This window comes from Nocardioides oceani, assembly GCF_030412965.1.
Classification (GTDB): domain Bacteria; phylum Actinomycetota; class Actinomycetes; order Propionibacteriales; family Nocardioidaceae; genus Nocardioides; species Nocardioides oceani.
Genome location: NZ_JAUHJQ010000003.1, coordinates 308,344 through 335,265, shown reverse-complemented (window position 1 = coordinate 335,265; position 26,922 = coordinate 308,344). Strand labels below are relative to the sequence as shown.

At 74.0% G+C, this 26,922-nt stretch carries 28 protein-coding genes; 8 read left to right on the top strand and 20 right to left on the bottom strand.

Translation table 11 applies throughout. From position 1 onward, the window contains the following. Positions 1-39: 39 nt before the first annotated feature. The 3 genes from QWY28_RS11155 to purL are packed head-to-tail and all read right to left on the bottom strand — an operon-like array spanning position 40 to position 3,618. Positions 40-921 carry an alpha/beta hydrolase family protein gene (locus QWY28_RS11155; protein ID WP_300952614.1) on the bottom strand — a complete coding sequence of 294 codons (882 nt, stop codon included), beginning with the start codon at positions 919-921 and terminating at the stop codon, positions 40-42. Then, a complete protein-coding gene (gene arfB, locus QWY28_RS11150; RefSeq protein WP_439117249.1) occupies positions 918-1,343 on the bottom strand; it encodes an alternative ribosome rescue aminoacyl-tRNA hydrolase ArfB in 426 nt (141 codons plus the stop codon). Before arfB ends, QWY28_RS11155 begins: the two co-directional genes overlap by 4 nt. Before the next feature lie 19 nt (positions 1,344-1,362). Beyond that, complete coding sequence (gene purL / locus QWY28_RS11145; RefSeq protein ID WP_300952613.1) at positions 1,363-3,618, bottom strand: phosphoribosylformylglycinamidine synthase subunit PurL; 2,256 nt, start codon at positions 3,616-3,618, stop codon at positions 1,363-1,365. A gap of 150 nt (positions 3,619-3,768) precedes the next feature. Here purL and QWY28_RS11140 point away from each other — a divergent pair, with 150 nt between their 5' ends. Next, positions 3,769-5,157 carry a glycoside hydrolase domain-containing protein gene (locus QWY28_RS11140; RefSeq protein ID WP_300952612.1) on the top strand — a complete coding sequence of 463 codons (1,389 nt, stop codon included), beginning with the start codon at positions 3,769-3,771 and terminating at the stop codon, positions 5,155-5,157. Between the two features lie 129 nt (positions 5,158-5,286). On the opposite strand, the gene QWY28_RS11135 is transcribed toward QWY28_RS11140, so the two are convergent. The 3 genes from QWY28_RS11135 to purS are packed head-to-tail and all read right to left on the bottom strand — an operon-like array spanning position 5,287 to position 6,673. Beyond that, a complete protein-coding gene (locus QWY28_RS11135; RefSeq protein ID WP_300952611.1) occupies positions 5,287-5,742 on the bottom strand; it encodes a DUF3817 domain-containing protein in 456 nt (151 codons plus the stop codon). Next, positions 5,739-6,413 carry a phosphoribosylformylglycinamidine synthase subunit PurQ gene (purQ, locus tag QWY28_RS11130; protein WP_300952610.1) on the bottom strand — a complete coding sequence of 225 codons (675 nt, stop codon included), beginning with the start codon at positions 6,411-6,413 and terminating at the stop codon, positions 5,739-5,741. Before purQ ends, QWY28_RS11135 begins: the two co-directional genes overlap by 4 nt. Continuing rightward, on the bottom strand, positions 6,410-6,673 hold the full coding sequence (gene purS, locus QWY28_RS11125; RefSeq protein WP_300952608.1) for a phosphoribosylformylglycinamidine synthase subunit PurS: 264 nt from the start codon (positions 6,671-6,673) through the stop codon (positions 6,410-6,412). The genes purQ and purS overlap by 4 nt, the downstream gene beginning before the upstream one ends. A gap of 36 nt (positions 6,674-6,709) precedes the next feature. Between purS and QWY28_RS11120 the strand changes: the two genes are divergently transcribed. Continuing rightward, a complete protein-coding gene (locus QWY28_RS11120) occupies positions 6,710-7,231 on the top strand; it encodes a general stress protein (protein ID WP_300952607.1) in 522 nt (173 codons plus the stop codon). Between the two features lie 35 nt (positions 7,232-7,266). Here the strand turns inward: QWY28_RS11120 and QWY28_RS11115 are convergent, their stop codons facing one another. Genes QWY28_RS11115 through QWY28_RS11100 form a run of 4 tightly spaced genes read right to left on the bottom strand, consistent with a single transcriptional unit; the run spans position 7,267 to position 10,413 of the window. Continuing rightward, entirely contained in the window at positions 7,267-7,416 is a 150-nt protein-coding gene (locus tag QWY28_RS11115; RefSeq protein ID WP_300952606.1) for a hypothetical protein, read from the bottom strand. 34 nt (positions 7,417-7,450) lie between these two features. Then, positions 7,451-9,031, bottom strand: coding sequence for a long-chain-fatty-acid--CoA ligase (locus tag QWY28_RS11110; protein ID WP_300952605.1), 1,581 nt, complete (start codon positions 9,029-9,031; stop codon positions 7,451-7,453). A 28-nt stretch (positions 9,032-9,059) separates the two neighbouring features. Next, on the bottom strand, positions 9,060-9,506 hold the full coding sequence (locus tag QWY28_RS11105; protein ID WP_300952604.1) for an SRPBCC family protein: 447 nt from the start codon (positions 9,504-9,506) through the stop codon (positions 9,060-9,062). 10 nt (positions 9,507-9,516) lie between these two features. Next, positions 9,517-10,413, bottom strand: coding sequence for a phosphoribosylaminoimidazolesuccinocarboxamide synthase (locus QWY28_RS11100; RefSeq protein WP_300952603.1), 897 nt, complete (start codon positions 10,411-10,413; stop codon positions 9,517-9,519). 33 nt (positions 10,414-10,446) lie between these two features. On the opposite strand from QWY28_RS11100, the gene QWY28_RS11095 reads away from it, so the two are divergent. Next, positions 10,447-11,061, top strand: a complete 615-nt coding sequence (locus tag QWY28_RS11095; RefSeq protein WP_300952602.1) for a hypothetical protein — start codon at positions 10,447-10,449, stop codon at positions 11,059-11,061. 218 nt (positions 11,062-11,279) lie between these two features. On the opposite strand, the gene QWY28_RS11090 is transcribed toward QWY28_RS11095, so the two are convergent. Continuing rightward, on the bottom strand, positions 11,280-11,867 hold the full coding sequence (locus QWY28_RS11090) for an antibiotic biosynthesis monooxygenase (RefSeq protein WP_300952601.1): 588 nt from the start codon (positions 11,865-11,867) through the stop codon (positions 11,280-11,282). 89 nt (positions 11,868-11,956) lie between these two features. On the opposite strand from QWY28_RS11090, the gene QWY28_RS11085 reads away from it, so the two are divergent. Together QWY28_RS11085 and QWY28_RS11080 are read left to right on the top strand one after the other, a co-directional pair. After that, the gene (locus tag QWY28_RS11085; protein ID WP_300952600.1) at positions 11,957-13,396 is read left to right on the top strand and encodes an MFS transporter; all 1,440 of its coding nucleotides are present in this window, start codon (positions 11,957-11,959) and stop codon (positions 13,394-13,396) included. A gap of 13 nt (positions 13,397-13,409) precedes the next feature. After that, the gene (locus tag QWY28_RS11080; RefSeq protein ID WP_300952599.1) at positions 13,410-14,015 is read left to right on the top strand and encodes a carboxymuconolactone decarboxylase family protein; all 606 of its coding nucleotides are present in this window, start codon (positions 13,410-13,412) and stop codon (positions 14,013-14,015) included. Between the two features lie 154 nt (positions 14,016-14,169). Here the strand turns inward: QWY28_RS11080 and QWY28_RS11075 are convergent, their stop codons facing one another. Together QWY28_RS11075 and QWY28_RS11070 are read right to left on the bottom strand one after the other, a co-directional pair. Further along, positions 14,170-14,625 carry a thioredoxin family protein gene (locus QWY28_RS11075; protein WP_300952598.1) on the bottom strand — a complete coding sequence of 152 codons (456 nt, stop codon included), beginning with the start codon at positions 14,623-14,625 and terminating at the stop codon, positions 14,170-14,172. A gap of 7 nt (positions 14,626-14,632) precedes the next feature. Then, on the bottom strand, positions 14,633-14,956 hold the full coding sequence (locus QWY28_RS11070) for a MerR family transcriptional regulator (RefSeq protein ID WP_300952597.1): 324 nt from the start codon (positions 14,954-14,956) through the stop codon (positions 14,633-14,635). Positions 14,957-15,066: 110 nt separating this feature from the next. Between QWY28_RS11070 and QWY28_RS11065 the strand changes: the two genes are divergently transcribed. Beyond that, positions 15,067-15,498: an Hsp20/alpha crystallin family protein gene (locus tag QWY28_RS11065; RefSeq protein WP_300952596.1), complete on the top strand. Its 432-nt coding sequence runs from the start codon at positions 15,067-15,069 to the stop codon at positions 15,496-15,498. A gap of 71 nt (positions 15,499-15,569) precedes the next feature. Here QWY28_RS11065 and QWY28_RS11060 read toward each other — a convergent pair whose 3' ends face one another. The 5 genes from QWY28_RS11060 to QWY28_RS11040 all read right to left on the bottom strand — a co-directional run bounded on the left by QWY28_RS11060 (position 15,570) and on the right by QWY28_RS11040 (position 21,593). After that, entirely contained in the window at positions 15,570-16,646 is a 1,077-nt protein-coding gene (locus QWY28_RS11060) for a hypothetical protein (RefSeq protein ID WP_300952595.1), read from the bottom strand. After that, the gene (locus QWY28_RS11055; protein WP_300952594.1) at positions 16,647-17,261 is read right to left on the bottom strand and encodes an RNA polymerase sigma factor; all 615 of its coding nucleotides are present in this window, start codon (positions 17,259-17,261) and stop codon (positions 16,647-16,649) included. A gap of 204 nt (positions 17,262-17,465) precedes the next feature. After that, the gene (purB, locus tag QWY28_RS11050) at positions 17,466-18,884 is read right to left on the bottom strand and encodes an adenylosuccinate lyase (protein WP_300952593.1); all 1,419 of its coding nucleotides are present in this window, start codon (positions 18,882-18,884) and stop codon (positions 17,466-17,468) included. A 136-nt stretch (positions 18,885-19,020) separates the two neighbouring features. Further along, positions 19,021-20,313, bottom strand: coding sequence for a phosphoribosylamine--glycine ligase (gene purD, locus QWY28_RS11045; protein WP_300952592.1), 1,293 nt, complete (start codon positions 20,311-20,313; stop codon positions 19,021-19,023). After that, positions 20,310-21,593, bottom strand: a complete 1,284-nt coding sequence (locus QWY28_RS11040) for an adenylosuccinate synthase (protein ID WP_300952591.1) — start codon at positions 21,591-21,593, stop codon at positions 20,310-20,312. The genes purD and QWY28_RS11040 overlap by 4 nt, the downstream gene beginning before the upstream one ends. 166 nt (positions 21,594-21,759) lie before the next feature. On the opposite strand from QWY28_RS11040, the gene QWY28_RS11035 reads away from it, so the two are divergent. After that, a complete protein-coding gene (locus QWY28_RS11035) occupies positions 21,760-22,671 on the top strand; it encodes a diacylglycerol/lipid kinase family protein (protein WP_300952590.1) in 912 nt (303 codons plus the stop codon). A 51-nt stretch (positions 22,672-22,722) separates the two neighbouring features. On the opposite strand, the gene QWY28_RS11030 is transcribed toward QWY28_RS11035, so the two are convergent. Continuing rightward, positions 22,723-23,715: a helix-turn-helix domain-containing protein gene (locus QWY28_RS11030; RefSeq protein WP_300952589.1), complete on the bottom strand. Its 993-nt coding sequence runs from the start codon at positions 23,713-23,715 to the stop codon at positions 22,723-22,725. A 293-nt stretch (positions 23,716-24,008) separates the two neighbouring features. On the opposite strand from QWY28_RS11030, the gene lysS reads away from it, so the two are divergent. Beyond that, positions 24,009-25,742 (top strand): lysine--tRNA ligase, encoded by a 1,734-nt coding sequence (lysS, locus tag QWY28_RS11025; protein ID WP_300952588.1) that lies wholly within the window; start codon positions 24,009-24,011, stop codon positions 25,740-25,742. 128 nt (positions 25,743-25,870) lie between these two features. Here the strand turns inward: lysS and QWY28_RS11020 are convergent, their stop codons facing one another. Further along, positions 25,871-26,851 (bottom strand): YeiH family protein, encoded by a 981-nt coding sequence (locus QWY28_RS11020; protein ID WP_300952587.1) that lies wholly within the window; start codon positions 26,849-26,851, stop codon positions 25,871-25,873. Positions 26,852-26,922: the final 71 nt, after the last annotated feature.

The window sequence follows — 26,922 nt, the reverse complement described above, 5'->3', positions numbered from 1 at the left end:
GCTCTCTGCTCGACCGGCGGAGTCGCTCGGCCAGCGGGGTCAGGCGAGGGCGTCGAGGATGGCGACGATCCGGGCCCAGGCGTCGCCGGCGGGGTCGATGACGACGAAGTGGTCGCCGTCGACGGCGACCAGCTCGGCCGAGGCGCCGGCGGCGGTCGCGGCGGCGACGTACTCCTCGGACTGGTTGATCGGGACGATGTCGTCCTCGCGGCCGTGCACGCACCAGAGCGGTACGTCGAGGGGCAGCTGCTGCTGCGGGTCGTAGGCCGGGTCGACGGCGGCCGGGTCGGGGTCGGTGCCCAGCAGGTCCGGCACGGCCGTCTGGCCGACGCCCTCGCTGATCGCCCGGCGGAGGTCGAGCACGCCCGCCTGGGAGACGATGCCGGTCAGCCCGACCCCGCCGGCCCAGCGCTCGTCGCGCGTCCGCGAGGCGGCCCAGGCGGCGAGGTGGCCGCCGGCGGAGTGGCCGACCGCGACGACGGTCGACAGGTCCAGGCCGGTCTCCCGCAACGCGTCGACGGCCGCGGCGATGTCGTCGAACGTCTCGGGCGCGCCGCCGCCCCCGCCGGGACCCGAGCCGACCCGGCGGTACTCGATGTTCCACGCCGCCCACCCGCGCCGGGCCAGGTCCACGGCGAGCGGGGTGCCGAGCGACAGGTCGTACTGCGAGCGCCAGAACCCGCCGTGCACCACGACCACGACGCCGCGCGGTTCGCCGGACGGCAGGTGCAGCTCGCCGAACTGGGAGGGGTCCTGGCCGTACTCGATGCGTCGCCGCTCGGGGGTCGTCGGTGCTCCGGTCACGCCCTCGCTCCTCCTGGTGGTGGTCGGCGGCTCGCCCTCGCTGCAGGCGGCCAGCGTCCCGATACCCACGCCCGCGACCAGGCCGCCGCCGAGGAGCCCACGCCGGGTGGCCCTCACTCGAACCGCCCCTGCCGGCCCCGCTTGGTCTCCCCGCGCCGCTTCTTGGCCGACAGCCGCCGCTCCTTCGAACCGCGGGTCGGCCGGGTCGGTCGCCGGCTCGGCGGGGGCGGGGCGCAGGCGTCACGGAGCACGGAGGCCATTCGTTCCCGCGCGGCCCTCCGATTGGCCAGCTGGGTGCGGTGCTCGCTGGCCGCGATCGTCAGCACCCCGTCGACCAGCCGTCCGGCGAGCCGGGCGAGGACGCGGTCGCGCAGCCGGTCGGGCAGCGAGGCGGAGCCGGCGACGTCGTACGACAGCTCCACCCGCGAGTCCGCCGTGTTGACCCCCTGCCCGCCCGGGCCGGACGAGCGCGAGAACCGTTCGGACAGCTCGGCGTCGGGGACGGTCCACGTCCCCGTGACCACGAGGTCCTCCGGCACCCGACTCAGGCGGCCCGACTCAGGCGAGAGCCGCCGGCAGCGTGGCCATCCACGCCGACCGCAGCTCGAGCAGCGGCACGTCGAAGGCGCCCTCGACGACGAGGGAGTCGCCGCCGGTGGTGCCCAGCTCCGTGAGGGGTACGCCGTGGCGCGCGGCGAGGTCGCGCAGGCGGTCGGCGTCGCCGGCCGGCACGGTGACGACCGCGCGGGCGGCCGACTCCGCGAACAGCCCGACGAACGGGTCGCCCGGGACGGTCGCGGTCACGCCGACCATGGTCCGCATCGCGGCCTCGGCGAGGGTCTGGGCGAGCCCGCCGTCGGCGACGTCGTGGGCGCTGGTGAGCAGCCCGACGCCCTCGTGCAGCAGCGCGGCGAGCGCCTTCTCCGCGGCCAGGTCGACCCGCGGCGGGAGGCCGCCGAGGTGCCCGTGCACGACGTGCGCCCACTCCGAGCCGGAGAGCTCCTCGCGGGTCTCGCCGAGCAGGAAGACGGACTCGCCCGCGGCCGACCAGGCCGACGGGGTCCGCTGCGTGACGTCCTCGACGACGCCGAGCACCGCGACGACCGGGGTCGGCAGGATCGCGGTCTCGCCGGTCTGGTTGTAGAGGCTGACGTTGCCGCCGGTCACCGGGATGCCGAGCTCGGCGCACCCGTCCTTGAGGCCGCGGCAGGCCTCGGCGAACTGCCACATGACCGCCGGGTCCTCCGGCGAGCCGAAGTTGAGGCAGTCGGAGATCGCGAGCGGGACGGCGCCGCCGGTCGCCACGTTGCGGTAGGACTCCGCGAGGGCGAGCTGCGCGCCGGCGTACGGGTCGAGCTTGGCGAACCGGCCGTTGCAGTCGGTCGAGACGGCCACGCCGAGGTTGGTCTCCTCGTCGACGCGGACCATGCCGCTGTCGGAGGGCTGGGCGAGGACGGTGTTGCCGCGGACGTAGCGGTCGTACTGGTCTGTGATCCAGGACTTGTCGCACAGGTTCGGGCTGGCGACCATCCGCAGCAGCGTCTCGCGCAGCTCCTCGGGCGTCGTCGGCCGCGGGAGGTCCTCGGCGCGGTCGGCCTGCAGCTCGTCCTGCCAGGAGGGCCGGGCGAGGGGACGCTGGTACGTCGGGCCCTCGTGCGCGACCGAGCGCGGCGGCACGTCGACGACGCGCTGGCCGTGCCAGTCGACGTGGAGCCGGCCGGTGTCGGTGACCTCGCCGATGACGGTCGCGTCGACGTCCCACTTCGCGCAGATCGCGAGGAACGCCTCCACGTCGCCGGGCTCGACGACCGCCATCATCCGCTCCTGCGACTCGCTCATGAGGATCTCCTCGGGCGAGAGCGTGGAGTCGCGCAGCGGCACCAGGTCGAGGTCGACGTGCATGCCGCCGTCGCCGGCGCTGGCCAGCTCGGAGGTGGCGCAGGACAGGCCCGCGCCGCCGAGGTCCTGGATGCCCGCGACCAGGCCGGCCGCGAAGATCTCGAGGGTGCACTCGATGAGGAGCTTCTCCATGAAGGGGTCGCCGACCTGCACGGCCGGACGCTTCGCGGGGCCGCTGGTGCCGTCCTCGGCGGCGTCGAAGGTCTCCGAGGCCAGCACCGAGACACCGCCGATGCCGTCGCCGCCGGTCTTCGCGCCGTACAGCACGACCTTGTTGCCGACGCCGCTCGCCTTGGCCAGGTGCAGGTCCTCGTGGCGCAGCACGCCGACGCACAGCGCGTTGACGAGCGGGTTGCCGAGGTAGGTCTCGTCGAAGACGGCCTCGCCGCCGATGTTGGGCAGCCCCAGGCAGTTGCCGTAGCCGCCGACGCCCGCCACGATCCCGGGCAGCACGCGGTGGGTGTCGTCGGCGTCGAGCGGGCCGAAGCGCAGCGGGTCCATGACGGCGACCGGGCGGGCGCCCATCGCGAGGATGTCGCGGACGATGCCGCCGACGCCGGTCGCGGCGCCCTGGTAGGGCTCGACGTACGACGGGTGGTTGTGGCTCTCCACCTTGAACGTCACCGCGTAGCCCTGGCCGATGTCGATCACGCCGGCGTTCTCGCCGATGCCGGCCAGGGTCTTGCCGAGCGGCGTCTCCTGCGGCAGCTCGGAGAACTGCTTGAGGTGGACCTTGGAGGACTTGTAGGAGCAGTGCTCGCTCCACATCACCGAGTACATCGCCAGCTCCGAGCTCGTCGGGCGACGACCGAGGATCTCGTGGATCCGTCGGTACTCGTCGGCCTTGAGGCCGAGGTCGGCCCAGGGCTGGTCACGGGCGGGGTCCTCGGCGGCAGCGGCCACGGTGTCGAGCACGGCGACAATCTACCGGCGGTACGTCGCGTCACCGACCACGGCCGGCGCGACGAGAACTACCCCGGTGTAGTTCGACCGAAGCCCTGTGACTGGTGTGACTGCTGTGGTTATGGTGAGGCGCCTTCCCGTCTCCTGGAGTGATCGAGCCCCATGCGCCGCCGTGCCCCCGCCGTCCTGTCCGCCCTCCTCGCCGGCGCCCTGCTGCTCGGCCCGCAGGCCGCCGAGGCCGAGGGTCCCTCCCCCGCCTCCTCCGCACCGGCCGCGAAGGCGGTCGCCAAGAAGGCGAACGTCGTGACGCCCGGCGACTTCACCGGCTACGGCTTCGACCAGTGCCTGGCGCCCGACCAGCGGGCGATGAACCGCTGGCTCAAGCACTCCCCGTTCCTCGCCGTCGGCATCTACATCGCCGGCGACTCACGCGCCTGCCGCAGCCAGCCGAACCTGACGCCGGCCTGGGTGAGCAGCCAGCTCAGCAAGGGCTGGCGGCTGCTGCCGATCACCCTCGGCCCGCAGGCGTCGTGCCAGCCGCGGTTCCCCCGCTACGACGACGACGTGAAGATCAACCCCAAGCCGGGCGGCAACGGTCGGTACTTCCAGGCCCGCCAGCAGGGCATCGCCGAGGCCGACTCCTCCGTCGCCGCCGCGACCGCGCTCGGCATCGCCCCGGGCAGCACGCTGTGGTACGACCTCGAGGGCTACGACAACAGCAACACCCACTGCCGCGAGTCCGCCCTGGCGTTCCTCGGCGCGTGGACCGAGCGGCTCCACGAGCTCGGCTGGGTCTCCGGCGTCTACTCCAGCGCCGGCTCCGGCATCAAGGCGCTCGACGACGTCCGCGTCAACCGGCCCGGCACCTACACGCTGCCCGACTACATCTGGGTCGCGCGCTGGGACGGCGTCGCCAACACCTCGACCTCCTACATCCGCGACGACGGCTGGCGTCCGCACGGCCGCGTCAAGCAGTACCGCGGCGGGCACGACGAGACCTGGGGCGGCGTCCGGATCAACATCGACAGCAACTTCCTCGACGTCGGCCGGGGCTCGGTCGCCGCGCCCGAGTCGCGCTGCGGCGGCACGCGCGTCTCCTACCCGACGTACGCCGCGCTCCGTCCGGCCACCGGCAACCAGAAGCCGTCGGACCCCGGCCAGGTCAAGGCGCTGCAGTGCCTGCTCAAGGAGAAGGGCGAGTACGCCGGCGCGCTGACCGGCACCCTGAACGCCCGCACCCTCGCCAGCATCCGCGCGTGGCAGTCCGCCCACGGCTTCCCGGTCCAGGACCGGTTCACCAAGGCCAACTGGATGTCCCTGCACGCAGCCGGCGGCTCGCCGGTCCTCAAGCGCGGGTCGGCCGGCTCGGACGTGCGCCGCGTGCAGCGGGCGATCAACGCCGCGAGCCCCCGCGCGCAGGTCGTCGTCACCGGGGTCTTCGACGCCCGTACCGACACCGCCGTCCGCGCCTGGCAGGACAAGATCGACCTGCCGGTCTCCGGCGTCGTCAACCCCGAGTCCTGGGCCGCCCTCCGCTCCGGCGTCCGCTGAGGCTCGAGCGGCCCAGCGGCGAACGTTTCGTCGGCCGGCCGCTGGAACTGTCGGTCGGACGATGAAGTTTCATCGGCCCACCGGGAGTTTCATCGGCCGGCCGATGAAACTTCCGGCGGCGCGGACGGGTCAGCCGACGGGCGGGCCGGCGACGAGCGCGAGGCCGAAGAGGGCGACGACCGCGACGAGGGCGGCGACGAGCCCGCGGGCGGGGTTGCGCACCAGCCAGCCGACGGGTCGCTCGAGGCCGGTCGCGGGCGTGTCGGTGGAGCGCAGCCGCCAGGAGTCGGCGAGCAGGCCCTGCCGGCCGGCGTACCGCTCGAACCACAGGGTCAGGAAGGGCGGCACCGAGGAGGCCAGGCCGCCGACGAGCCGGCCGGGCGACCAGCGCTGGTCGACGGCGACGACGACGGTCGTGACGCAGTAGGCGATGAACACCGCGCCGTGGATCGGCCCGAAGATCCGGACGCCGAGCTCGGTGGTGTCGGTGGCGTACTTGAGGAACATCCCGCCCAGCAGGCCGGCCCAGGTGATCGCCTCGGCGGTCGCGACGGTGCGGAAGAGCCGGTTCGGCGAGGAGATCACGCGAAGACCTCGGCGGCCAGCGAGGCCAGCGCGAAGAAGCCGAGCCCGTCGGTGCCGGTGCCGCAGAGCTCCTCGACGGAGTGCTCGGGGTGCGGCATGAGGCCCACGACGTTGCCGCGCTCGTTGCTGATGCCGGCGATGTCGCGCAGCGAGCCGTTGGGGTTCTCACCGAGGTAGCGGGCGACGACCTGTCCCTCGCCCTCGAGCCGGTCCAGCGTCTCCTCGTCGGCGACGAAGGACCCCTCGCCGTTCTTGAGCGCGATGACGACCTCCTGGCCCTCGGCGTACGCCGCGGTCCACGGGGTGCGGGTGCTCTCGATGCGCAGGCGCTGGTCGAGGCAGAGGAACTTCTGGCGCTGGTTGCGGATGAGCGCACCGGGCAGCAGGTGGGACTCGCACAGGATCTGGAAGCCGTTGCAGATGCCCAGCACGGGCATGCCGCGACCGGCCGCCTCCACCACCTCGGTCATCACCGGGGAGAAGCGGGAGATCGCGCCGCAGCGCAGGTAGTCGCCGTAGGAGAAGCCGCCCGGCAGCACGACCGCGTCCACGCCGCGGAGGTCGTGGTCGCCGTGCCACAGCGCGACGGCCTCGTGGCCGCCGAGGCGGACGGCGCGCTGCGCGTCGACGTCGTCGAGCGAGCCGGGGAAGGTGACGACGCCGACCTTCATGCGTCCTGCTCCACCCGCACCGCGAAGTTCTCGATGACCGGGTTCGACAGCAGCGTCTCGGCCATCCGGGTGACGTCGGCGAGCACCGCCTCGCTGACGGTGCCGTCGGCCTCGCCCTCGACGACGAGCTCGAAGCGCTTGCCCTGGCGGACGTCGGTCACCCCGTCGAAGCCGAGCCGCGGCAGTGCGCCGAGGACCGCCTTGCCCTGGGGGTCGAGGATCTCGGGCTTGGGCATGACGTCGACGACGACTCGAGGCATGTGTCCAGTCTAGGTGCGCCGGGCACTGGTCAGAGCATGAGCATCCCCACTGGTACGCCGATGGGCGGCCCCGGCGCCGGCCGCTCCCCGCTCGGCCTGGACTTCCCGCAGTCGCTGGCCGTGTACGACGACTACGCGGCCGCCCAGAAGGCCGTCGACTTCCTCGCCGACCGGAAGTTCCCGGTCGAGCAGTGCATGATCGTCGGCACCGACCTCAAGCGGCTGGAGCGGATCACCGGCCGGCTCACCACCGGCAAGGTCGCGCTCGGCGGGCTGCTGTCCGGCGCCTGGTTCGGCCTCTTCATCGGCCTGCTCTTCGGCCTGTTCACCGAGGAGGGCCTGCTCACGATCCTGCTGTCGACGGTGCTGTTCGGTGCGCTCTTCGGCGTGATCTGGGCGCTCGCCGGCTACGCCGCGACCCGCGGCCGCCGCGACTTCTCCTCGGTCACCCAGGTCGTCGCCACCCGCTACGAGGTGCTCGTCGAGCACAAGGTCGCCGCGCAGGCGCGGGAGCTGCTCGCCGAGCTGCCCGGTGGCCGCCCGGACCCCTTCGCCTGAGCGGACGGCCGGCGCCTGACCGTGACGGCGCCGGCTCAGCCGCGGCTGTTCTGCACGACGACGATCACGAGCGCGACGCCGAGACCGGCGAGCAGCGGCCCGAGGATCCCCGATCCACCGTCGACCCACCACAGGCCGCCGGAGATGATGAGGAACCCCGCCAGGATCATCAGCAGGGCCCTCATCGGCCGCCTCCGCGGGAGAGCCGGGACGGCACCGTCACGCGAGCTCGCGCTTGAGGATCTTGCCGGTGGCCGTCATCGGGAGGGTGTCGACGACCTCGACGACGCGCGGGTACTTGTACGCCGCGAGCTGCTCCTTGGACCAGGCGACGAGCTCCTCGGGGGTGGTCGTGGCGCCGTCGTTGAGGATGACGAACGCCTTGATCTCCTCGCCGTGGCTCTCGTGGGGGACCCCGATGACCGCCGCGAGCGAGACCGCCTCGTGGGTCATCAGGACCTCCTCGATCTCGCGCGGGTAGACGTTGAAGCCGCCGCGGATGATCATGTCCTTGGACCGGTCGACGATGTAGTACCAGCCGTCCTCGTCCTTGCGCGCGAGGTCGCCGGAGCGGAACCACCCGTCGCGGATGGCCTCCTCGGTCGCCTCGGGCCGGCCGTGGTAGCCCTTCATGATGTTGTGGCCCTTGATCGCGATCTCGCCGACCGCGTCGGGGCCCGGCTCGTCGATCTCCTCCCACGACTCGGGCTTGAGCAGCGTCATCTCCACGCCGGGCACCGGCACGCCGATGGAGCCGACGCGCGGCTGCTGGCCGTGCGGGGAGAACGAGGCGACCGGCGAGGTCTCGGAGAGGCCGTAGCCCTCGAGGATCGTCACGCCGAAGCGCTTCTCGAAGTCCTTGTGGACCTCGACCGGCAGCGCGGAGCCGCCGGCCGCCGCGACCCGCAGGTTCTCCGCGATCGAGGCGACGTCGACGCCCTCCTCGAGCGCGCCGAGCAGGCCCCAGTACATCGTCGGGACGCCGGCGAAGAACGTCACCTTCTCCTTCAGCATCAGGCCCAGCGCGGCCTGCGCCTCGAAGCGCGGCAGCATCACGACGGTGCCCCCGTAGGCGAACGCGCCGTTCTGGATGACGGTCTGGCCGAAGGAGTGGAACAGCGGCAGCACGCACAGGTAGGTGTCGGGGTTGCTCGCGTCGGCCCCGAAGAGCTGCTCGCCGAGCAGCGCGTTGTCGCGCATGTTCCGGTGCCGCAGCTCCGCGCCCTTGGGCTGGCCGGTGGTGCCGGAGGTGTAGAGGATCACCGCGGTGTCGTCCTCGTCGGTCTCCACCGAGGTGAACTCACCCGGCTGGCCGCCCATCGCCTGCGCCATGGTCTCGGTGCCCTCGATCGGGCTCGGCGCGCCGAGGTCGGCGGTGATGACGAAGAAGTGCTCGCAGCCCTCGACCTCGCCGAACCCGGCGTACCCCTCCTGCGCCATCGGCAGGTCCGGCGTGCCCTGGAAGCAGAAGTAGGCCTTCGCATCGCTGTCGGCGAGGTGGTAGGCCACCTCGCGGCCCTTGAGCAGCACGTTGAGCGGGACGACGGTCGCGCCGGCCTTGAGGATGCCGTAGTAGACGACCGAGAAGTACGGCAGGTTCGGGCAGCTCAGCGCCACCTTGTCGCCCGGCCGGATGCCGCGGGAGACCAGCAGGTTGGCGACCATGTTGGCGAACGAGTCGACCGCGGCGTAGGTCAGCCGGGTATCGCCGAGGACGACCGCGTCCCGGTCGGGGTACTGCCGGGCGCTGTTCTCGAGCAGGGACGAGAGGTTGTACGTCGACACTGGGGTGGCCTCCATCACGTCGGTCGGGACGGGCCCAACCTACTCACTGGTCACGAAGCGGACGAGCCCGGCCGGTGCCGTCCCCGAGGAGGCGCGCCGCCCGGCGCAGGTCGGAGCGCACGGCGCGCGGCGAGACCAGCGCGAGCGCCCGTGCCAGCGGGCCGGCGAGGCCCCGGCCGCGCAGGTCCATCGCCACCGACACCACGCACCCGCCGCCGGCGGCCGGCGCCACCTCGAGGGTCAGGTCGGCCTCGAAGCCGCGCCACGTCCCGGTCTCGGTCCAGCGCTCGCCGGGCACCAGCTCGGTGGTCCGCATCCGCGGTCGGAGCCCCGGCACGGTGACGTCGGTCCAGGTCTGGCCGACGCCCACCGGGCCGACGACGTCCTCGACCCGGGCCAGGCTGGACTGCCACGCCGCCCGGTTGACCGGGTCGGCGAGGTAGTCGAGCACCACCGCGGGCGGCGCCTCGAAGCGGACCGTCCCGCTCATCGCGGCGCGGTCACCACGTCTCGCCGGTCAGCCGCTCGTACGCCTCGACGTACTTCGACCGGGTGCGCTCCACGACCTCCGGCGGCAGCGGGGGCGGCGCCGCGCCCGACGCCTTGTCCCACCCGGACGCCGGGGAGGTCAGCCAGTCGCGGACGACCTGCTTGTCGTACGACGGCTGGGCGCGGCCGGGCTGCCACTCCGCGAGCGGCCAGAAGCGCGAGGAGTCCGGCGTCAGCACCTCGTCGCCGAGGACCGTGGTGCCGTCGGCTCGATCGCCGAACTCCAGCTTGGTGTCGGCCAGGATGATCCCCTGCTCGCGGGCGATCGACTCCGCGCGGGCGTAGACCTCCAGGGTCAGGTCGCGCAGCCGGGCCGCTCCGCCTGGGCCGACGACCTCGGCGACCGCGGCCAGGTCGACGTTCTCGTCGTGGTCGCCGACGGCCGCCTTGGTCGCCGGCGTGAAGATCGGCTCGGGCAGCCGGGACCCGTCGACGAGACCATCGGGCAGCGGGTTGCCGCACACCGCCCCGGTCGCGCGGTAGTCGCTGAGGCCCGAGCCGGTGAGGTAGCCGCGGGCCACGCACTCGACCGGGAACATCGACAGCTTCTCGCAGACCACCGCCCGGCCCCGGACCTGCGTGGGCACGTCGGTCGAGATGACGTGGTGGGGCACGATGTCGGCCAGCCGGTCGAACCACCACAGCGACATCCGGGTGAGGATCTCGCCCTTGTCGGGGATCGTCGCGTCGAGGATGAAGTCGTAGGCCGAGATCCGGTCGCTGGCGACCATGAGCAGCGCCCCGGCGTACGGGCCCTCGGTCAGCTCGTAGAGGTCGCGCACCTTTCCCGAGTGCAGGTGGGTGGCCCCGTCGATCGTCGGGGCGGCGGGGATCTCGACGTCTGGCACGCCTCCAGGCTAGTGCGGTGGCAGAGTGTGCCCATGGCTGAGTCCGCCGAGCAGGTCCACGCCCGGGTCCTCCAGCACGCCTCCGACGGCCGGCTGCCGATGCCGGACCTCGGCGAGTGGGACGTCTTCCCGTGGGAGGTGCGCGAGGGCGCCGTCGCGCCGCGGGCGCTGCGCCCCCCGGAGGCAGAGCGGCTGCGCGAGGGCGAGGACCCTGCGCGCCCGTGCTCCTCCTGCGCCGGCTTCGACCCCGAGCGGGTCGTGTGGGAGGACGAGCACTGGGTGCTCACCCACCTCGGCGAGCCGTCCGGCCTGCCGCTCGTGCTGATGCTGCACACCCGCGAGCACCTCGACATGGGCGACCTCGACGACGACCTCGCCTCGGAGCTCGGCCGGATCACCAACCGGCTCGTGCGGATCGTCGGCGCGCTCGACGGCATCGGGCGGGTCCACGTCAACCGCTGGGGCGACGGCGGCTCGCACTTCCACCTGTGGTTCTTCGCGCGGACCGAGGGGCTCGCGAGCGTGCTGGGCTCGTACGCCGTGGAGTGGGACGCCATCTTGCCTCCCGGCCCCGAGGACGTCTGGCGCGCCGACCTGCACACCGTCGCCGTCAAGCTCGCCAACTGGGGCGGCACCGCCCGCGCCTGACCGGCCCGCTGGTCGAGGCAGGCGAGCGCCAGCGACGCCCGCTGGTTGAGCAGGCGAGCGCCAGCGACGCCCGCTGGTTGAGCAGGCGAGCGCCAGCGACGCCCGCTGGTTGAGCAGGCGAGCGCCAGCGAGCCGTCGTCGAAACCCCCGCACCCGCGCAGGGCCTCGGGCACGTCACACCAGGTCTCGACACGTCCAGGCCCCGCGGCCCTCGCTGCTCAACCAGCGGTGCGGCGCCAGGGGGCGGGGCGGCCCTGGAGCCACCACTCCATCCGGCGGGTCATCCAGGGCAGCGCGACGTAGGTCATCACCGGGGTCATCACGAGCACGACGGCGAGCACGCGCACCGGCAGCCAGACCTCGCCGAGGAGCGGCGTGGCCAGCCAGTTGACCAGCACGCTCAGCGGGTAGAAGACCAGGAAGATCACCGACGCCTGCTTCCACCGCGGCGGGGCGCCGGGGGTCGCGCGGAGGTCCTCGACGTCGCGCGCGGCCGGGTCGTCGAACCAGCCCTCGATGCCGGTGCGTCGCTCCACGCGGGACTCCACCACCCCGAGGCCGGCCGCCGAGGACCGCCACCACTGCCGCTGCGGGGAGTGCTCCCAGGCCTGGAGCGCGGCGTCGTCGGCGAACCGGTAGAGCATGTGCCAGGTGTCCGAGCCGGTCTCGGGGCGCACCCAGCCGGCGCCGAGGAAGCCCGGGAACTGCTGGGCCAGGGTGGTGCCGGCCTGCAGCCAGCTGAGCATCTCCGCGTCGTGGCCCGGATCGAGGGTGCGGGTGATCGAGACGGTGACGGGCTGGCTCATGGCCGCATGCTCGACGTACGCCGGCGCCCGCCGCAAACCGGCCACCCGGCACGTGACTGGCGGCGACCCGGATGGGGCAACGGGTGCCGGTGAGCGAGGAGGGCGTCGACACCCGGGAGGTGGCGGAGGGCCAGGAGCAGCACACCCCCGACCCCCGGCGCTGGCGGATCCTCGGCGTGACCCTGGTGGTCGGCTTCATGTCGCTGCTCGACGTCACGATCGTCAACGTCGCGATCCCCTCGATGCAGGAGGGACTCGACACGTCGACGGGGACGATCCAGTGGGTCGTCTCCGGGTACGCCCTCGCGTTCGGCCTGACCCTGGTGGCCGGCGGCCGCCTCGGCGACGCCTACGGCCGGCGCAGGCTCATGCTGATCGGCCTGACCGGCTTCATCGTCTCCAGCGCGGCGGTCGGCCTCGCGCCCAACGTGGAGACCGTCATCGCCGCCCGGCTCGCCCAGGGCGCGACCGCCGGCCTGCTCACCCCGCAGAACTCCGGGCTGATCCAGCAGCTCTTCCGCGGCCCCGAGCGCGGGCGCGCCTTCGGTGCCTTCGGCTTCACCGTCTCCCTCTCCTCGGCCCTCGGGCCGGTCCTCGGCGGCGCGATCATCGCGCTGGCCGGGGAGGAGCAGGGGTGGCGCTGGCTCTTCCTCGTCAACGTCCCCATCGGGCTGGCTGCCCTGGTCGCGATCGCGGTGATCGTCCCGGGCCCCGACCGTCAGGACGACAGCGGCACGTGGATCGACGTGCCGGGCGCGCTGCTGCTCGGCGGGGCTGTGCTGTGCGTGCTGTTCCCGCTCGTCAGCCTCGAGGGCGGGGCGCTGCTGCCGCTGGCGCTGCTGCTGGGGGCTCCGGCGTTCGGCTGGGGCTTCGTGCGGTGGGAGGCGCGGCTGGGCCGCCTCGGCCGCCCGCCGCTGCTCGACGTCGGCCTGCTGCGCACGCTGCCCGGCTACAGCACCGGCATGGCGATCGGCACGCTGTACTTCACCGGCTTCACCGGCATCTTCCTGGTGCTCTCGGTCCACCTGCAGGGCGAGCTGGGGCTCTCCCCGCTCATGGCGGGCCTGCTGACCACGCCCTTCGCCGTCGGCGCCGCGATCACCGCGCCGCTCTCCGGGCGGCTCGTCTCCCGCGCCGGCCGCACGCTGACCGTCGTCGCGCTGGTGACGATGATGAGCGGCACCGCGCTGGCCGCGTGGCTGGCGCCCGGCTTCGACGACGGCGCGATCTGGATGGCGCTGGTGCCCTGCCTGCTGCTGGCCGGCCTCGGCGGCGGCGGGGTCATCTCGCCGAACTTCACCCTGACGCTCGCCGAGGTGCCGCCGCGGATGGGCGGCGCCGCCGGGGCCGCGCTGCAGACCGGCCAGCGGATCGGCTCCTCGCTGGGGGCCGCGCTGCTCATGACGACGTACGGCGTCGCGATGGGCCCGTTCGGTGGCGAGGGCGCCCTGCGGGCCGCCTTGATCGCCTCGCTGGTCGTGCTGTCGACGGCGCTGGCCGCTGCGGTCTGGTCGCGTCGCCACGAATGAGGTGTGATGGGTCATGGCCTCCGAGAACTTCGTCCGCGACCCCGAGCCGTACCCGGCCGTCGCTGCACTCCTCGACGCCGACCGGGCCGAGCACGGCTTCGTCATGAACCTCACGCGCGTGTGGGCGCACCAGCCCGACGTCCACCGCGCCTACGTCACCCTGGTCACCTCCGCCGCCGACGCGGCCGGCCTCTCCATGCGCGACCGCGGCGTGCTCGTCACCGCGCTGGCCAGCACGATGGGCGACGGCTACTGCTCGATCGCCTGGGGCGGCCGGCTCGCCGACGAGGCGGGCGACCCGGCCGTGCCGGTCGCGGTGCTCACCGGCACCGACGAGGGGCTCGACGAGCGGGAGCGCGCCCTCGCGGCCTGGGCCCGCGCCGTCGCCCGCGACCCGGGCGGCACCACGCCCGAGGACGTCGAGCGCCTGCGGGACGTGGGGCTCGGCGACGCCGAGATCGTCGCCGCGACCGTGTACGTCGCCACCCGGCTCGCCTTCTCGACCGTCAACGGCGCGCTGGGCGCCCGGCCGGGCGCCGGCCTGCGCGACGCCGCCCCGCCCGAGGTGCTCGACGCCGTCACCTGGGGCCGGCCGATCGAGGATCCGGCCGGTTCGTGAGGCCGGCCGGGCCGGCGGACGGGTGGCTGCCGGGCGGCCTCTGGAGCGACGCTGTTGCCGCTCCACACGCGTCCTGCCGCGTGTGGAGAGGCAGCAGTGCCGCTGGAGAGGGGCGCCGCGCCGGGACGAGCGGCCGCCGAGGACCCGATCCGGCTCAGACGATCTCGGCGAGCGCGCCGAGCACCTGCTCCTTGCGCGGGGCACCGGCGGCGCGGCTGACCTCGCGGCCCGACGCGTCGAGCACCAGCGTGGTCGGGGTCCGCAGCACGTCGAGCCGGCGCACCACGTCGAGGTGCTGCTCGGCGTCGACCTCGACGTGGACCACGCCGGGCACCAGCTCGGCGACCTCCGCCAGCGTGCGGCGGGTCGCCCGGCACGGCGCGCAGAACGCCGTCGAGAACTGCAGCAGCGTCGCCCGGTCCCCCGGTACGACGCCGGGCAGCGCGTCGGCGACCTGCGACCACGTGGTCGGCACCGTCGCCGCGTCCCCGCTCCCCTGCTGCACCCTCGTCCTCCCTCGCCCGAACCGTCCGTCGACCGCCGTCCGCCAGCCGCCGACGGCAAGGGTCAGGAGCACGGCGCCGAGGAGCACCCACAGTCCGGTGGTCACGGCCGGCTCAACCGTCCCGCGGCGCGCGTTGTTCCGGGGCGGACGCGCGCAGCCGCGCGTTGGCGTCGCGCAGGCGGCGTACCTCCTCCTCCAGCGCGAGCACCCGGGCGATGCCGGCCAGGTTGAGGCCCTCGGCGAGCAGGTCGCGGATGCGGTGCAGCCGGTCGATGTCGGCCCGGCTGTAGAGACGGGTGCCCCCGGCCGTGCGGTCGGGGTCGACCAGCCCGCGGCGCTCGTAGACCCGAAGGTTCTGGATCTGCATCGAGACCATCTCGGCCGCGACCGAGATCGCGAAGACCCCGCGCCGGTGCTCTGCTCCTCCGCGACTCACGGACTTGATCCTGCCGCAAACGTGGAATATAAGAAACCTGTAGCCGTTGATACAGGTACGACGGACTCACGCAGGCCCGTCGCGACATCCCAGAGCAGGAGGAGACCCCCATGTTGCTGCGCACCACCGACCCGTTCCGCGACTTCGACCGCCTGACCCAGCAGCTGCTGGGGACGACCAACCGCCCGGCCGTCATGCCGATGGACGCCTGGCGCGAGGGCGACCGGTTCGTCATCGAGTTCGACCTCCCGGGCGTCGCCCGCGAGAGCATCGACCTCGACGTCGAGCGGAACGTGCTGACCGTCCGCGCCGAGCGGGTGGCGAACAACGGCGACTGGCAGATGCTCGCCAGCGAGCGCACCCGCGGCTCGTTCAGCCGCCAGCTCGTCCTGGGCGACAACCTCGACCTCGACCGCATCGAGGCGTCGTACGACGCCGGCGTGCTGCGGCTGGTCGTGCCGGTCGCCGAGAAGGCCAAGCCGCGCAAGATCGAGATCGGCTCCACCTCCCCCGAGGCCCAGCCGGCCGCGATCGAGGGCTGAGCGCCGGCACACCCACGAGGGCCCGGACACCGCTCGGTGTCCGGGCCCTCGCGCGTCCTGCGCCGATCGGCTCAGCAGCCGAGGCCGCCCCGGAACCCCTCGGGCACCTCGCCGCGCGCGACCTCGTCGGCGTAGTCCCAGATCGCCTCGGGGTAGTCGCCGCGCGCGTCCATCTCGCGCAGCACCGGCCACTGCCGGGAGCTGGCCAGCACGTCGACCGCCTCCTGCGCGCGCTCCTCGTCCCCGGCCTGCCGGGCCGCACGGAACTCCTCGATCCAGGCGCAGGCCACCTGTCCGGCGACCTCCGCTCCGAGGTGGTAGCGGTCGGCCTGCTCGGAGGTGATCGCCGGCCGCTCCTCACCGGCCACCCGCTCCTGGCCGCTCGCCGCGGCGATGCCGTCGAGCATCTCCTCGACCACCGCGTCGCGCTCGCTCGTGGTGACGAACGTGTCCGGGAGGGCATTCTCCAAGCCGGCCTCGTCGACCAGGCGCAGGTCGTCGAGCAGGTCCTCGAAGCCGCTCAACGGCATCCCGCTGCCGCGGACCTCCAGCGTGAACCCGTCCTCGACCGGGCGGATGACGGTGTGGTCGTCGGCGCTGTAGGACCACCGCTGCGCGGTGAGCCCCAGGACCTGCAGCGGTGCCCCGTCCGCCGGCGGGTCCACGATGTGCCGGCGGTCCTCGACGTAGTCGTCGTGGAGCGACCCCGGCCGCCAGGTGACCTCGAGCAGGGCCTCGCCGCGCTCGTAGGAGATCTCGCCGCCGTTGCCCCCGGCCTCCTCGTAGACGTGGGTGACGGTCCAGCCCGGCATGTCCAGCACCGCGCGGTACGTCGCGTCGTCGGCCGGTGCCTGCGGCTCCGACCCCGACCCGGACCCTGCCGTCGGCGAGCCCTGCGCCGCGGGGCCGTCGCCCGGCCCGGGCGTCGAGCCGTCCCCGGAGGGCCACCACAGCGGGCCGGTGGCGACCGCCGCGACGGCGGCGGCCGCGGCGAGCGGGACCAGCCAGGTGGTGCGGCCGCGCGGGGTGGCCGCCGGCGCGGTCGGGCGGTCGGTGACGGGAGTGCTCATGATCTCCTCCAGGAGCTCGGCCCGCCCGGACGCGATCGGCAGCCGGCCGACCGCGTCGTCGCTGATCGTGGGGTCCATCTACCGCTCCTTCCGGGTGAGCTGGGGTGTGCTGGGGAGATGTCCGGCCGTCGCCGGACCGTTGCGGGGCGGCTCCGGCCCGTTGCCGGGCGGCTCCGGCCCGTCGGGCAGCAGCGCCCGCAGGCGTGCGCGCGCTCGCGACAGCCGCGGTCGCACGACGACCGTGGAGAGGCCCAGGACCTCCGCGATCTCCCGCGGCTCGAGCCCCTCCCACAGGTGCAGCTCCAGGACCTCCTGGTCGCGACCGCTGAGCCGCCGCATCGCCGCGGTCACGTCCGCCCGCTGCACGACGTCGGCGCTCGGGTCGGGCGCCACGGTGGCCAGCTCGCGGCGCAGCCGGTCGCCGAGCGCACTGCGCCGCCCCTCGCCGCGCCGCTGGTTGGCCAGCACGCGGCGGGCGACGCCGTACAACCAGGGCCGCGCCTCGGGCTCCGCCGGCACGTGCGCGAGCCGCCGCCAGGCCACCAGGAAGGTGTCGGCGGTGATGTCGGCGGCGTCCTCGGGCCGGTCGACGCGGCGCAGCGCGAAGCCGAGGACGGCGTCGAAGTGGGCGGCGTACAACCGGCGGAACTCGTCCTCGCGCGGGCCGTCGCGTGCGCCGCTGCCTGGGCTCATGCCTCGCTCATGTCCGGCACCGCCCGGGTCGTTGCAGGCCGGTGGGCCCGGGCGACCCCCGCCTGCGGCGGCATGTCCAGCGACCCTGTGGTCGCTTCACACGCGTTCTGACGCGTGTGGAGCGGCCGTACGGTCGCTGGACACGGGGCCGGCTGGCCCGCGGATCGGCACACCCCGGCCCGCCGACGCACCGGACCGGCCGGCCTAGAGGATCGCGCCGGGGGCGTACGCCGCGGCGCCGGGGTGGCGATCGGTCACGGCCGCCACCCGGCGTACGACCTCCTGGACCTGGGCGACCGCGGCGCCGGTGAAGGTGATCGGCTCGGCGACGAGCGAGGTCAGCTGGTCCGCCGATAGCGAGAGCCGGGGGTCTGCGGCGAGCCGGGCGAAGACGTCGTTCTCGGCCTGGCCACGCCGCATGTCGAGCGCGGTGCCGACGGCCGCCTCCTTGATCGCCTCGTGCGCGGCCTCGCGGCCGACGCCGTTGCGGACCGCCGCCATGAGCACCTTCGTGGTGGCGAGGAACGGGAGGTAGCGGTCGAGCTCGCGCTGCACGACCGCCGGGAACGCGCCGAACTCGTCGAGGACGGTGAGGAAGGTCTGGAAGAGGCCGTCGACGGCGAAGAACGCGTCCGGCAGCGCGACGCGGCGGACGACGGAGTCGGAGACGTCGCCCTCGTTCCACTGGTCGCCGGCGAGCTCCCCGATCATCGAGAGGTAGCCGCGGGTGACGACGGCCAGGCCGTTGACGCGCTCGCAGGAGCGGCTGTTCATCTTGTGCGGCATCGCCGAGGACCCCACCTGGCCCTCCTTGAACCCCTCGGTCACCAGCTCGTTGCCGGCCATCAGGCGGATGGTCGTGGCGAGGTTGGACGGACCGGCGACGAGCTGGACGAGCGCGGAGAGCACGTCGAAGTCGAGCGAGCGCGGGTAGACCTGGCCGACGCTGGTGAGCACCCGGTCGAAGCCCAGGTGGCTCGCGACGCGCTGCTCGAGCTCGGCCAGCCGCGACTCGTCGCCGTCGAGCAGGTCGAGCATGTCCTGGGCGGTGCCCATGGGTCCCTTGATGCCGCGCAGCGGGTAGCGCCCGAGCAGGTCCTCGACGCGGTCCAGCGCCACCAGCATCTCGTCGGCCACCGTCGCGAACCGCTTGCCGAGCGTGGTCGCCTGCGCCGCCACGTTGTGGCTGCGACCGGCCATCACGGTCACCTGGTGCTCGGAGGCGAGGCGGCCCAGACGTGCCAGCGTCGCGACGGCGCGGTCGCGGACGATCGCCAGCGACTGGCGAACCTGGAGCTGCTCGACGTTCTCGGTCAGGTCGCGGGAGGTCATGCCCTTGTGCACGTGCTCGTGGCCGGCCAGTGCGCAGAACTCCTCGATCCGCGCCTTCACGTCGTGGCGGGTGACGCGCTCGCGGGCGGCGATCGAGGCGAGGTCGACCTGGTCCACGACCGCCTCGTAGGCCTCGACGACGCCGTCGGGCACCTCGATCCCCAGGTCGCGCTGGGCCTTGAGGACGGCGATCCACAGCTGCCTCTCGAGGACGACCTTGTGCTCCGGCGACCAGATGCCGGCGAGGTCGGGAGCGGCGTACCGCGTGGCCAGGACGTTCGGGACGCTCACGCGGCGGATTCTTCCACGGGTCGGCCGGCCGGAGGATTCATCGGCCGGCCGCTGGAACTCGCGCTGGGACGATGGAACTTCATCGGCCCACCGACACTTTCATCGGCCGGCCGATGAAACGTCCGGCTGCCGCGGCTCAACCGGCGACGGAGGCGCCCTCGACGACGCCGAGCGGCTCGGCGGCGATGTCGGAGCGGCGCTGCATGCCGGGGAAGGTGATCTCCTCGGCAGCGGAGTACGCCGCGGCGCGGGCGGCAGCGACGTCGGCCCCGGTCGCACGGACGGCGAGCACCCGGCCGCCGGCGGTCACGAGCGCGTCGCCCTCGAGCGCGGTGCCGGCGTGGATGACGTCGACCCCGGGGCGGTCGCCGGCCCGGTCGGCGCCGACGATGACGTCGCCCTTCGAGGACGACTCGGGGTAGCCGGCCGACGCGAGCACCACGCTGACCGCCGCCCCCTCGCGGAAGCGGGGCGGGTCGACCTCGTCGAGGCGGCCCTGCGCGGCGGCCAGCAGCAGCTCGCCGAGCGGGGAGTCGAGCAGGGCGAGGACCGGCTGGACGTCGGGATCGCCGAAGCGGACGTTGAACTCGATGACCCGAGGCCCGGCGGCAGTCAGCGCGAGGCCGACGTAGAGGCAGCCACGGAAGGGAGCACCGCGCCGCGCCATCTCGTCGAGGGTCGGCTGCACGACGGTCGCGACGACGACCTCGGCGAGGTCCGCCGGCGCCCAGGGCAGCGGGGAGTAGGACCCCATGCCGCCGGTGTTGGGACCGCGGCCCCCGTCGTGGATGCGCTTGAAGTCCTGCGCCGGCTGCAACGGCCGGGTGGTGCTGCCGTCGCACACCGCGAAGAGCGACACCTCGGGACCGTCGAGGAACTCCTCGACCACGACCGTGCCGCAGCTCGCGGCGTGCGCGAGCGCCTCGTCCCGGTCGGTGGTGACGACGACGCCCTTGCCGGCGGCGAGCGCGTCGTCCTTGACGACGTACGGAGACCCAGCCTCGTCCAGTGCTCTACCGACGTCGGTCGGGGAGTCGCACACCCATGACTTGGCGGTGGGAACTCCCGCGGCGGCCATGACCTCCTTGGCGAACGCCTTGGACCCCTCGAGCCGGGCGGCCGCGCGCGAGGGCCCGAAGCAGGCGATCCCGGCGGCGGTCACCGCGTCGGCGACGCCCGCGACGAGCGGCGCCTCGGGCCCGACGACGACGAGGTCCGCCCCCAGGTCGGAGGCCAGCGCCGCGACGGCGGCCGGGTCACCGGGGTCGACGTCGTGCAGCGTGGCGACCGCGGCGATCCCGGGGTTGCCCGGGGCCGCGTGCACCTCGAGCACGCCGGGGTCGCGGGACAGCGCGAGCGTGAGGGCGTGCTCGCGGCCGCCGGTGCCGACGACCAGGACGCGCGCCGGGATGTCCGCGGGGGCGCTCACGGGTTGACGACCACCGTCTGCTCCCGGCCGGGGCCGACCCCGACCGCCCAGATCTTGGTGCCCGAGAGCTCCTCGAGCGCCTGGACGTAGCGCTGGGCGTTGGTCGGCAGCTCCTCGAAGGTGCGGCAGCCGGAGATGTCGGTGCCCCAGCCGTCGAAGTACTCGTAGACCGGGGTCGCGTGGTGGAACTCGGTCTGGGTCATCGGCATCTCCTCGTGCCGGACGCCGTCGACCTCGTAGGCCACGCACACCGGGATCCGCTCCCAGGCGCCGAGGATGTCGAGCTTGGTGAGGAAGTAGTCGGTGAGGCCGTTGACGCGGGAGGAGTAGCGGGCGACGACGGAGTCGTACCAGCCGCAGCGGCGGGTGCGCCCGGTCGAGACGCCGATCTCGCCGCCGAGCCGCTGCAGCTGCACGCCGTCCTCGTCGAACAGCTCGGTCGGGAACGGGCCGGAGCCGACGCGGGTCGTGTAGGCCTTGATCACGCCGATCACGCGGTCGATGCGGGTCGGGCCGACGCCGGCGCCGGTGCACACGCCGCCCGCGACGGGGCTGGAGGACGTCACGAACGGGTAGGTGCCGTGGTCGACGTCGAGCATCGTGGCCTGGGCGCCCTCGAAGAGCACCGTCTCGCCGCGGTCCAGCGCCTGGTTGAGCAGCAGCGAGGTGTCGGCAACCATCGGCCGCAGCCGGTCGACGTACGCCGTCAGCTCCTCGACCACCGCGTCGACCTCGATGGCGCGCCGGTTGTAGATCTTGGTGAGCAGGTGGTTGCGCACGTCGAGGGCCGCCTCGACCTTCTCGCGCAGGATCTTCTCGTCGAACAGGTCGGCGATGCGCACGCCGTAGCGGTTGACCTTGTCGGAGTACGCCGGGCCGATGCCGCGCCCGGTGGTGCCGATCTGGTTCTTGCCGAGGAACCGCTCGGTGACCTTGTCGATCGTGGAGTGGTAGGACGCGATGACGTGGGCGTTGGCGCTCACCACGAGCCCGCCGATCTCGACGCCGCGCTCGAGCAGGCCGTCGAGCTCGCGGAACAGCGCCTCCGGCGAGACGACCACGCCGTTGGCGATCACCGACGTGGCGCCCGGCGTCAGGATGCCGCTGGGCAGCAGGTGGGTGGCGTACTTCTCGCCGTCGATCACGATGGTGTGGCCGGCGTTGTGGCCGCCGCTGGTGCGGACGACGTAGTCGATCGGGTCGGTGGTGGCCAGCTGGTCGGTGGCCTTGCCCTTGCCCTCGTCACCCCACTGGGCTCCGAGCACGACGATCGCGGGCATGCGTGACTCCTCACAAGCGATGGCTCATCGCCATGGAAAAGGCCCCGGGTGCAGCAAGCGCTGTCCGGGGCTCTTGCGACAACACGTTAGCAAGAACGACGGTGCCGCGGCTCGCCGTGACCGCGAGCGGGGACGCCGAGGGCGCCGCACCGCTATGGTCGCCGCGATGGACCCCCTCCTGGTGATCACCAACAGCGACGCCGGCACCTCCGACGAGCAGCAGCTCGAGAGCGCGCTGGCGATCCTGCGCGAGCGGACCTCGGTCGAGGTGTGCGGCACCTCCGACCCCGGCGAGCTCGACGGCGTGCTGCACCGGGCGGGCTCGCGGCGCATCGTCGTCGCCGGCGGCGACGGCAGCATGCACGCCGTCGTGGCGGCGCTGCACCGCAGGCGGGAGCTCTCGGAGGCGGTCCTCGGCCTGCTCCCGCTGGGCACCGGCAACGACTTCGCCCGCGGCAACGGCATTCCCCTCGACATCGAGGAGGCCGCCAAGGTCGTGCTCCACGGACGCCCCCGGCGCATGGACCTGATCCTCGACGAGGTCGGCGAGATCGTCGTCAACAGCGTCCACGCCGGCGCCGGCGCCCAGGCCAGCCGCCGCGCCGACTTCTGGAAGGAGCGGCTGCACCGCTTCGGGGTGGGCGGGGTGAACCTCGGCAAGCTCGGCTACCCGATCGGTGCGCTGCTCGCCGCCGTGAAGCCGTTGCACGTCCGGCTCCGCGTCGAGGTCGACGGCGAGGTGGTGATCGACTACGACGAGCCGGTCCTGATGGTCGCCGTCGGCAACGGGTCGAACGTCGGCGGCGGGACCGAGCTGACGCCCGAGGCCGATGCCCGCGACGGGCTGATGGACGTGATGGTGGCCCGCGCGGTGGGCCCGTTCCAGCGGGTGGGCTACCTCGGCGCGCTGGTCCGCGGCACGCACCACGAGCGCGACGACGTCATCTACCTGCGCGGCCGCCAGGTCACCGTCGACGGCGAGGAGTTCTACTGCTCGGCCGACGGGGAGGTCTACGGCCCCGAGCGGCGGCGCACGTGGCGCCTCGAGCCGGCGGCGTACTCCCTGGTCCTGCCCTAGTCCCGTCCTGCCCTAGTCCCGTCCTGCCCCGGTCCGTTCCTGCCCCGGTCGCTAGAGCCAGCCGCGGCGGACCGCCTCGGCGCCGGCCTGGAAGCGGGTGTCCGCGCCCAGCTCGGTCAGCAGGTCGGCGACCCGGCGGCGTACCGTCCGCAGGCTGACGCCGAGCCGGCGGGCGATCTGCTCGTCCTGCGCGCCCTCGGCGAGCTGCTGGATGAGGAAGCGGCGCAGGTCGGGGCGCGCGTCGCCGTGCTCGAGCTCCGGCACGGGGAGGGCTCGGTCCCACATCGCCTCGAACCACAGGGTCATCGCCTGCACCAGGCCGCGCTCGCGGACGAGGGAGCGCGGCTCGTCGGCCGAGCCCAGGGGCTCGGGGACGACCGCGTGGGTCGATCCCACGATGAGCATCCGGGTCGGGAGCTGCGGGAGCACCCGCACCTCCTCACCGATGCGGACCCGGCGCGCGAGGGACTCGCGGGAGTCGGTGAGCGAGCGGACGGGGTAGATCGCCCGCGAGCGGCGGCCCTGGGCGACCGCCTTCGCGATCACCTCGACCATCGCGTCCTCCTCGGGGCCGCGGAACGGGTCGGGCCGCAGCCACCGGATCTCGCCCCGGCCGCGCTCGACCAGGCCGCGCAGCAGCTCCACCGGCCGGCCGCCGCTCGTGACCTCGCCGTCGAGGGGCCGCACGTCCACGTCGCCCGGCAGCGGGCGGGCGCCCCGGCCGGCCAGGAGCGGCACCGCGGCAGCGAGGTCGGAGAGCCGGGCGTGCGCGCGGGCGGCCGTCGCCGCCGTCTCGGTCAGCACCCGGACCACCGCCTCGGTCGGGCTGTCCACGAAGACCCGGTCGTCGCGGACCTGCACGATCCCGTGCTCGACGAAGGGCTGCAGGTCGCGCATCAGCTCCACGGGTGTGCGCATCAGCGCCGCCGCGACCGACACGACCTCGCGGCCGGACTGCGCGCGCACCTTCTCGTAGAAGTGGTCGTCGTCGTCGCCGAGGCCCAGGGCCTCGAGCAGGGTCGCGGGGACGCGGGAGCCGGCCATCCGGTCACGGTAGTGGCATCTTCCGGCCACCGGCAGCCGAGTGCTGTGTTGTCCTGGAACGGCCAGGCATGCTGGGGGTGTGCGCCGACGGGTCGGCCGCCGGACTCGGGGGAGGCGGCGACCGACCGGGCCCGCGTCGGGGGACGTGGAGGTCGGTCGGCGTGCCGGAGGGCGTCGGGACCGCCGCAGGGGACGGTTCCGGCGCCCTCCTCCCCCGGCGGTAGCGTGGGCCCCCGTCCCGGGCCGGGCCACGTGTCGACGGCCCCCACCCGACGTACGTGCAGGAGCGAGCAGTGGCGCGAGGCAACCGGTCCGACCAGGGCGCCGAGCCCACCGACTGGGTGACCCGTGCCGCCGACGACGCGATCCGGCACGCCGGCGCCGAGGCCGGCGAGCGCGTGATCACCTGCGCGTCCGGCGCGAGCCCGTCGGGCCCGATCCACCTGGGCAACCTGCGTGAGTTCCTCACCGTCCACTTCGTGGCCGAGGAGATCCGCCGCCGCGGCCTGCCGGTGCGGCACCTGCACAGCTGGGACGACTACGACCGCTTCCGCAAGGTGCCGGCCGGCGTCGACCCCTCCTGGAGCGAGCACATCGGCCGCCCGCTGTCCGCCGTGCCCGACCCGTGGGGCTGCCACGCGTCGTGGGCCGAGCACTTCAAGGCCCCCCTCCGCGACGCGCTGGCCGAGATGGGCGTGGAGATGGAGGAGGTGTCCCAGACCGAGCGGTACCAGGCTGGCGCCTACACCGAGCAGGTGCTCACCGCGATCCGTCGCCGCGACGAGATCGAGGCGGTGCTGAGCCGCTACCGGACCAAGAAGGCCGCTCCGGTCGCGGAGTCCGAGCAGGAGGCCGAGGCGCTGGCCGACTCCGTGGCCGACGCCGACGACGAGGCCGCCGCCCCAGGTGCCGGCGACGACCTCGCGCGGTTCCCGTACAAGCCGTACTGCCGCGAGTGCGGCCGCGACACCACGACCGTGACGGCGTGGGACGACGCGACCACCGACCTGTCCTACGCGTGCTCCTCCTGCGGGTTCACCGGCGTCACCAACGTGACGACCCAGCACGAGGGCAAGCTGGTCTGGAAGGTCGACTGGCCGATGCGCTGGTCGGTCGAGGCCGTCGACTTCGAGCCCGGCGGCGTCGACCACGCCACGCCGGGGTCCTCCTACACCGTCGGCAAGGAGCTGGTGGCCGACGTCTACGGCGGCCGCGCGCCGTCGTTCGTCGGCTACTCCTTCGTCGGGGTCGCGGGCATGGCGAAGATGAGCTCCTCCAAGGGCGGCGTGCCCACCGCGGCCGACGCGCTGAAGGTGCTCGAGGCGCCGATCCTGCGGTGGCTCTACGTCCGGCGCCAGCCCAAGCAGGCGTTCAACGTGGACTTCGGCCCCGAGGTCGTCCGGCTGTACGACGAGTGGGACTCCCTGGGCCGCAAGGCCGGCGACCCCGCGAAGCGGGACGCGCAGGTGCTCGCCTTCGAGCGCGCGTCGGCCACCGCCGCGGCCGGGACGCTGCCGACGCCGCGGGTGGTCGTCCCCTTCCGGCTGCTCTCCTCGGTCGCCGACGTCACCGCCGGCAGCGCGGAGCTGATCAGCGGGATCGCGGCCCGCGGCGGGCACGACCACGGCTCCGTCGAGGACCTCCAGCCCCGGCTCGGCCGGGCGATGACCTGGACCGCGGAGTTCGTGCCGGCCGAGGACCGCACCACGGTCCGCGACGAGCCCGACGCCGAGCGGCTCGCCCGGCTCTCCGAGGACGAGGAGCTGTGGCTCGCGCAGCTGCTGGACCGGCTGCCCTCCGAGCTCGACGTCGACGGCACCACCGCCCTGGTCTACGGCGTGCCGAAGCTGGCCCGCGGCCTGGGCATCGACGACGCCCCCACCGACCAGGTCAAGGCCGACCAGAAGGCGTTCTTCCGGCTGCTCTACGAGCTCCTCGTCGGCGCCGAGCGCGGCCCGCGCCTGCCCACGCTGTTCCTCGCCCTCGGCTCCGACCGCATCCGGCACCTGCTGACCCCGCCGGCCTGACCGACACGCTGCACCCCGGCGGGTCGGGCCCGGCCCGGCCGGCCGAGGAGGCCCACCAGGGCCGTCTCGAGACCCCCTCCCTTCCCGGAGATCCGGCCGAGACCGGGCCTGACCGCGGCCGCGGGGCGTCAGCCGGCCACGAGGTACGCCGCCGGCAGGCCGAGCAGCGTGACGACCGCGGTCGCGGCCGCGGCGAGGGCCAGCAGCGGCCGGCCGGTCCGCCGGAGCGCGACGGGGTCGAGCGAGCAGCCGAGCGCGAACATCGCGGTGGCCAGCGCCGCGGACTGGACCTGCGCGGCTGCGCCGAGCGCCACGTCGGGGAGCGGCACGACCGCCCGCAGCACCACGAGCGCCACGAAGACGAGCACGAACCCCGGCACGAGCGGCGGGCGGCGTACGGGGCTGTCGGGGGTGTGCTCGCGGCGGGCGCGGACGGCGACGACCGCGAGCACGGGGGCGAGGAGCAGCACCCGGCCGAGCTTGACCGCGACGGCGACCTGCAGCGCCGCGCCACCGAGGATGCTGCCGGCCACGACGACCTGGCCGACCTCGTGCACCGAGGCCCCGGCCCACGCGCCGGTCGACACCGGGGAGAGCCCGAGCAGCGCGCCGAGCAACGGCACCCCCACCATCGCGACGCTGCCGCAGACGACGACGAGCGCGACGACGCGGGCGACGTCCTCGGCACGGCCGCGGCGCACGCCGTCGAGCGCTGCGACGGCGGCCGCTCCGCAGATCGAGAAGCCGCAGGCGACGAGGAGCCCCTGCTCGGGAGGTACGCCGAGCAGCCGGGCCGCCAGGAGGGTCCCGGCGATGCCGAGCGCGACCACGCCGACCACGACCAGGAGGACCGGCCACCCGAGCGCGACGACCTCGGCGAGCACCAGCTGCAGGCCGAGCAGGGCGACGCCCGTGCGCAGGACGCCCCGCGCCGCCGTCGCGAGCCCGGGGCGCACGGCCGCCGGGAGCCGCCCCGACGCGGCGGCTGCGAGGCCGAGCAGCACCGCGACGAGCGTGGCGCCGAGGGCCGGCACGGCCGCGTGCGCGGCGAGGGCCGCACCACCGGCCGCGCCGGCGAGCGCCAGCCCGGGGACACGTCGATCGACCATGGCACCAGCCTCGGTCCGGGGCTTCCCGCGCGGTAGCCGTCGATCGAGCCGCGAGTCATGCCATCTTGATA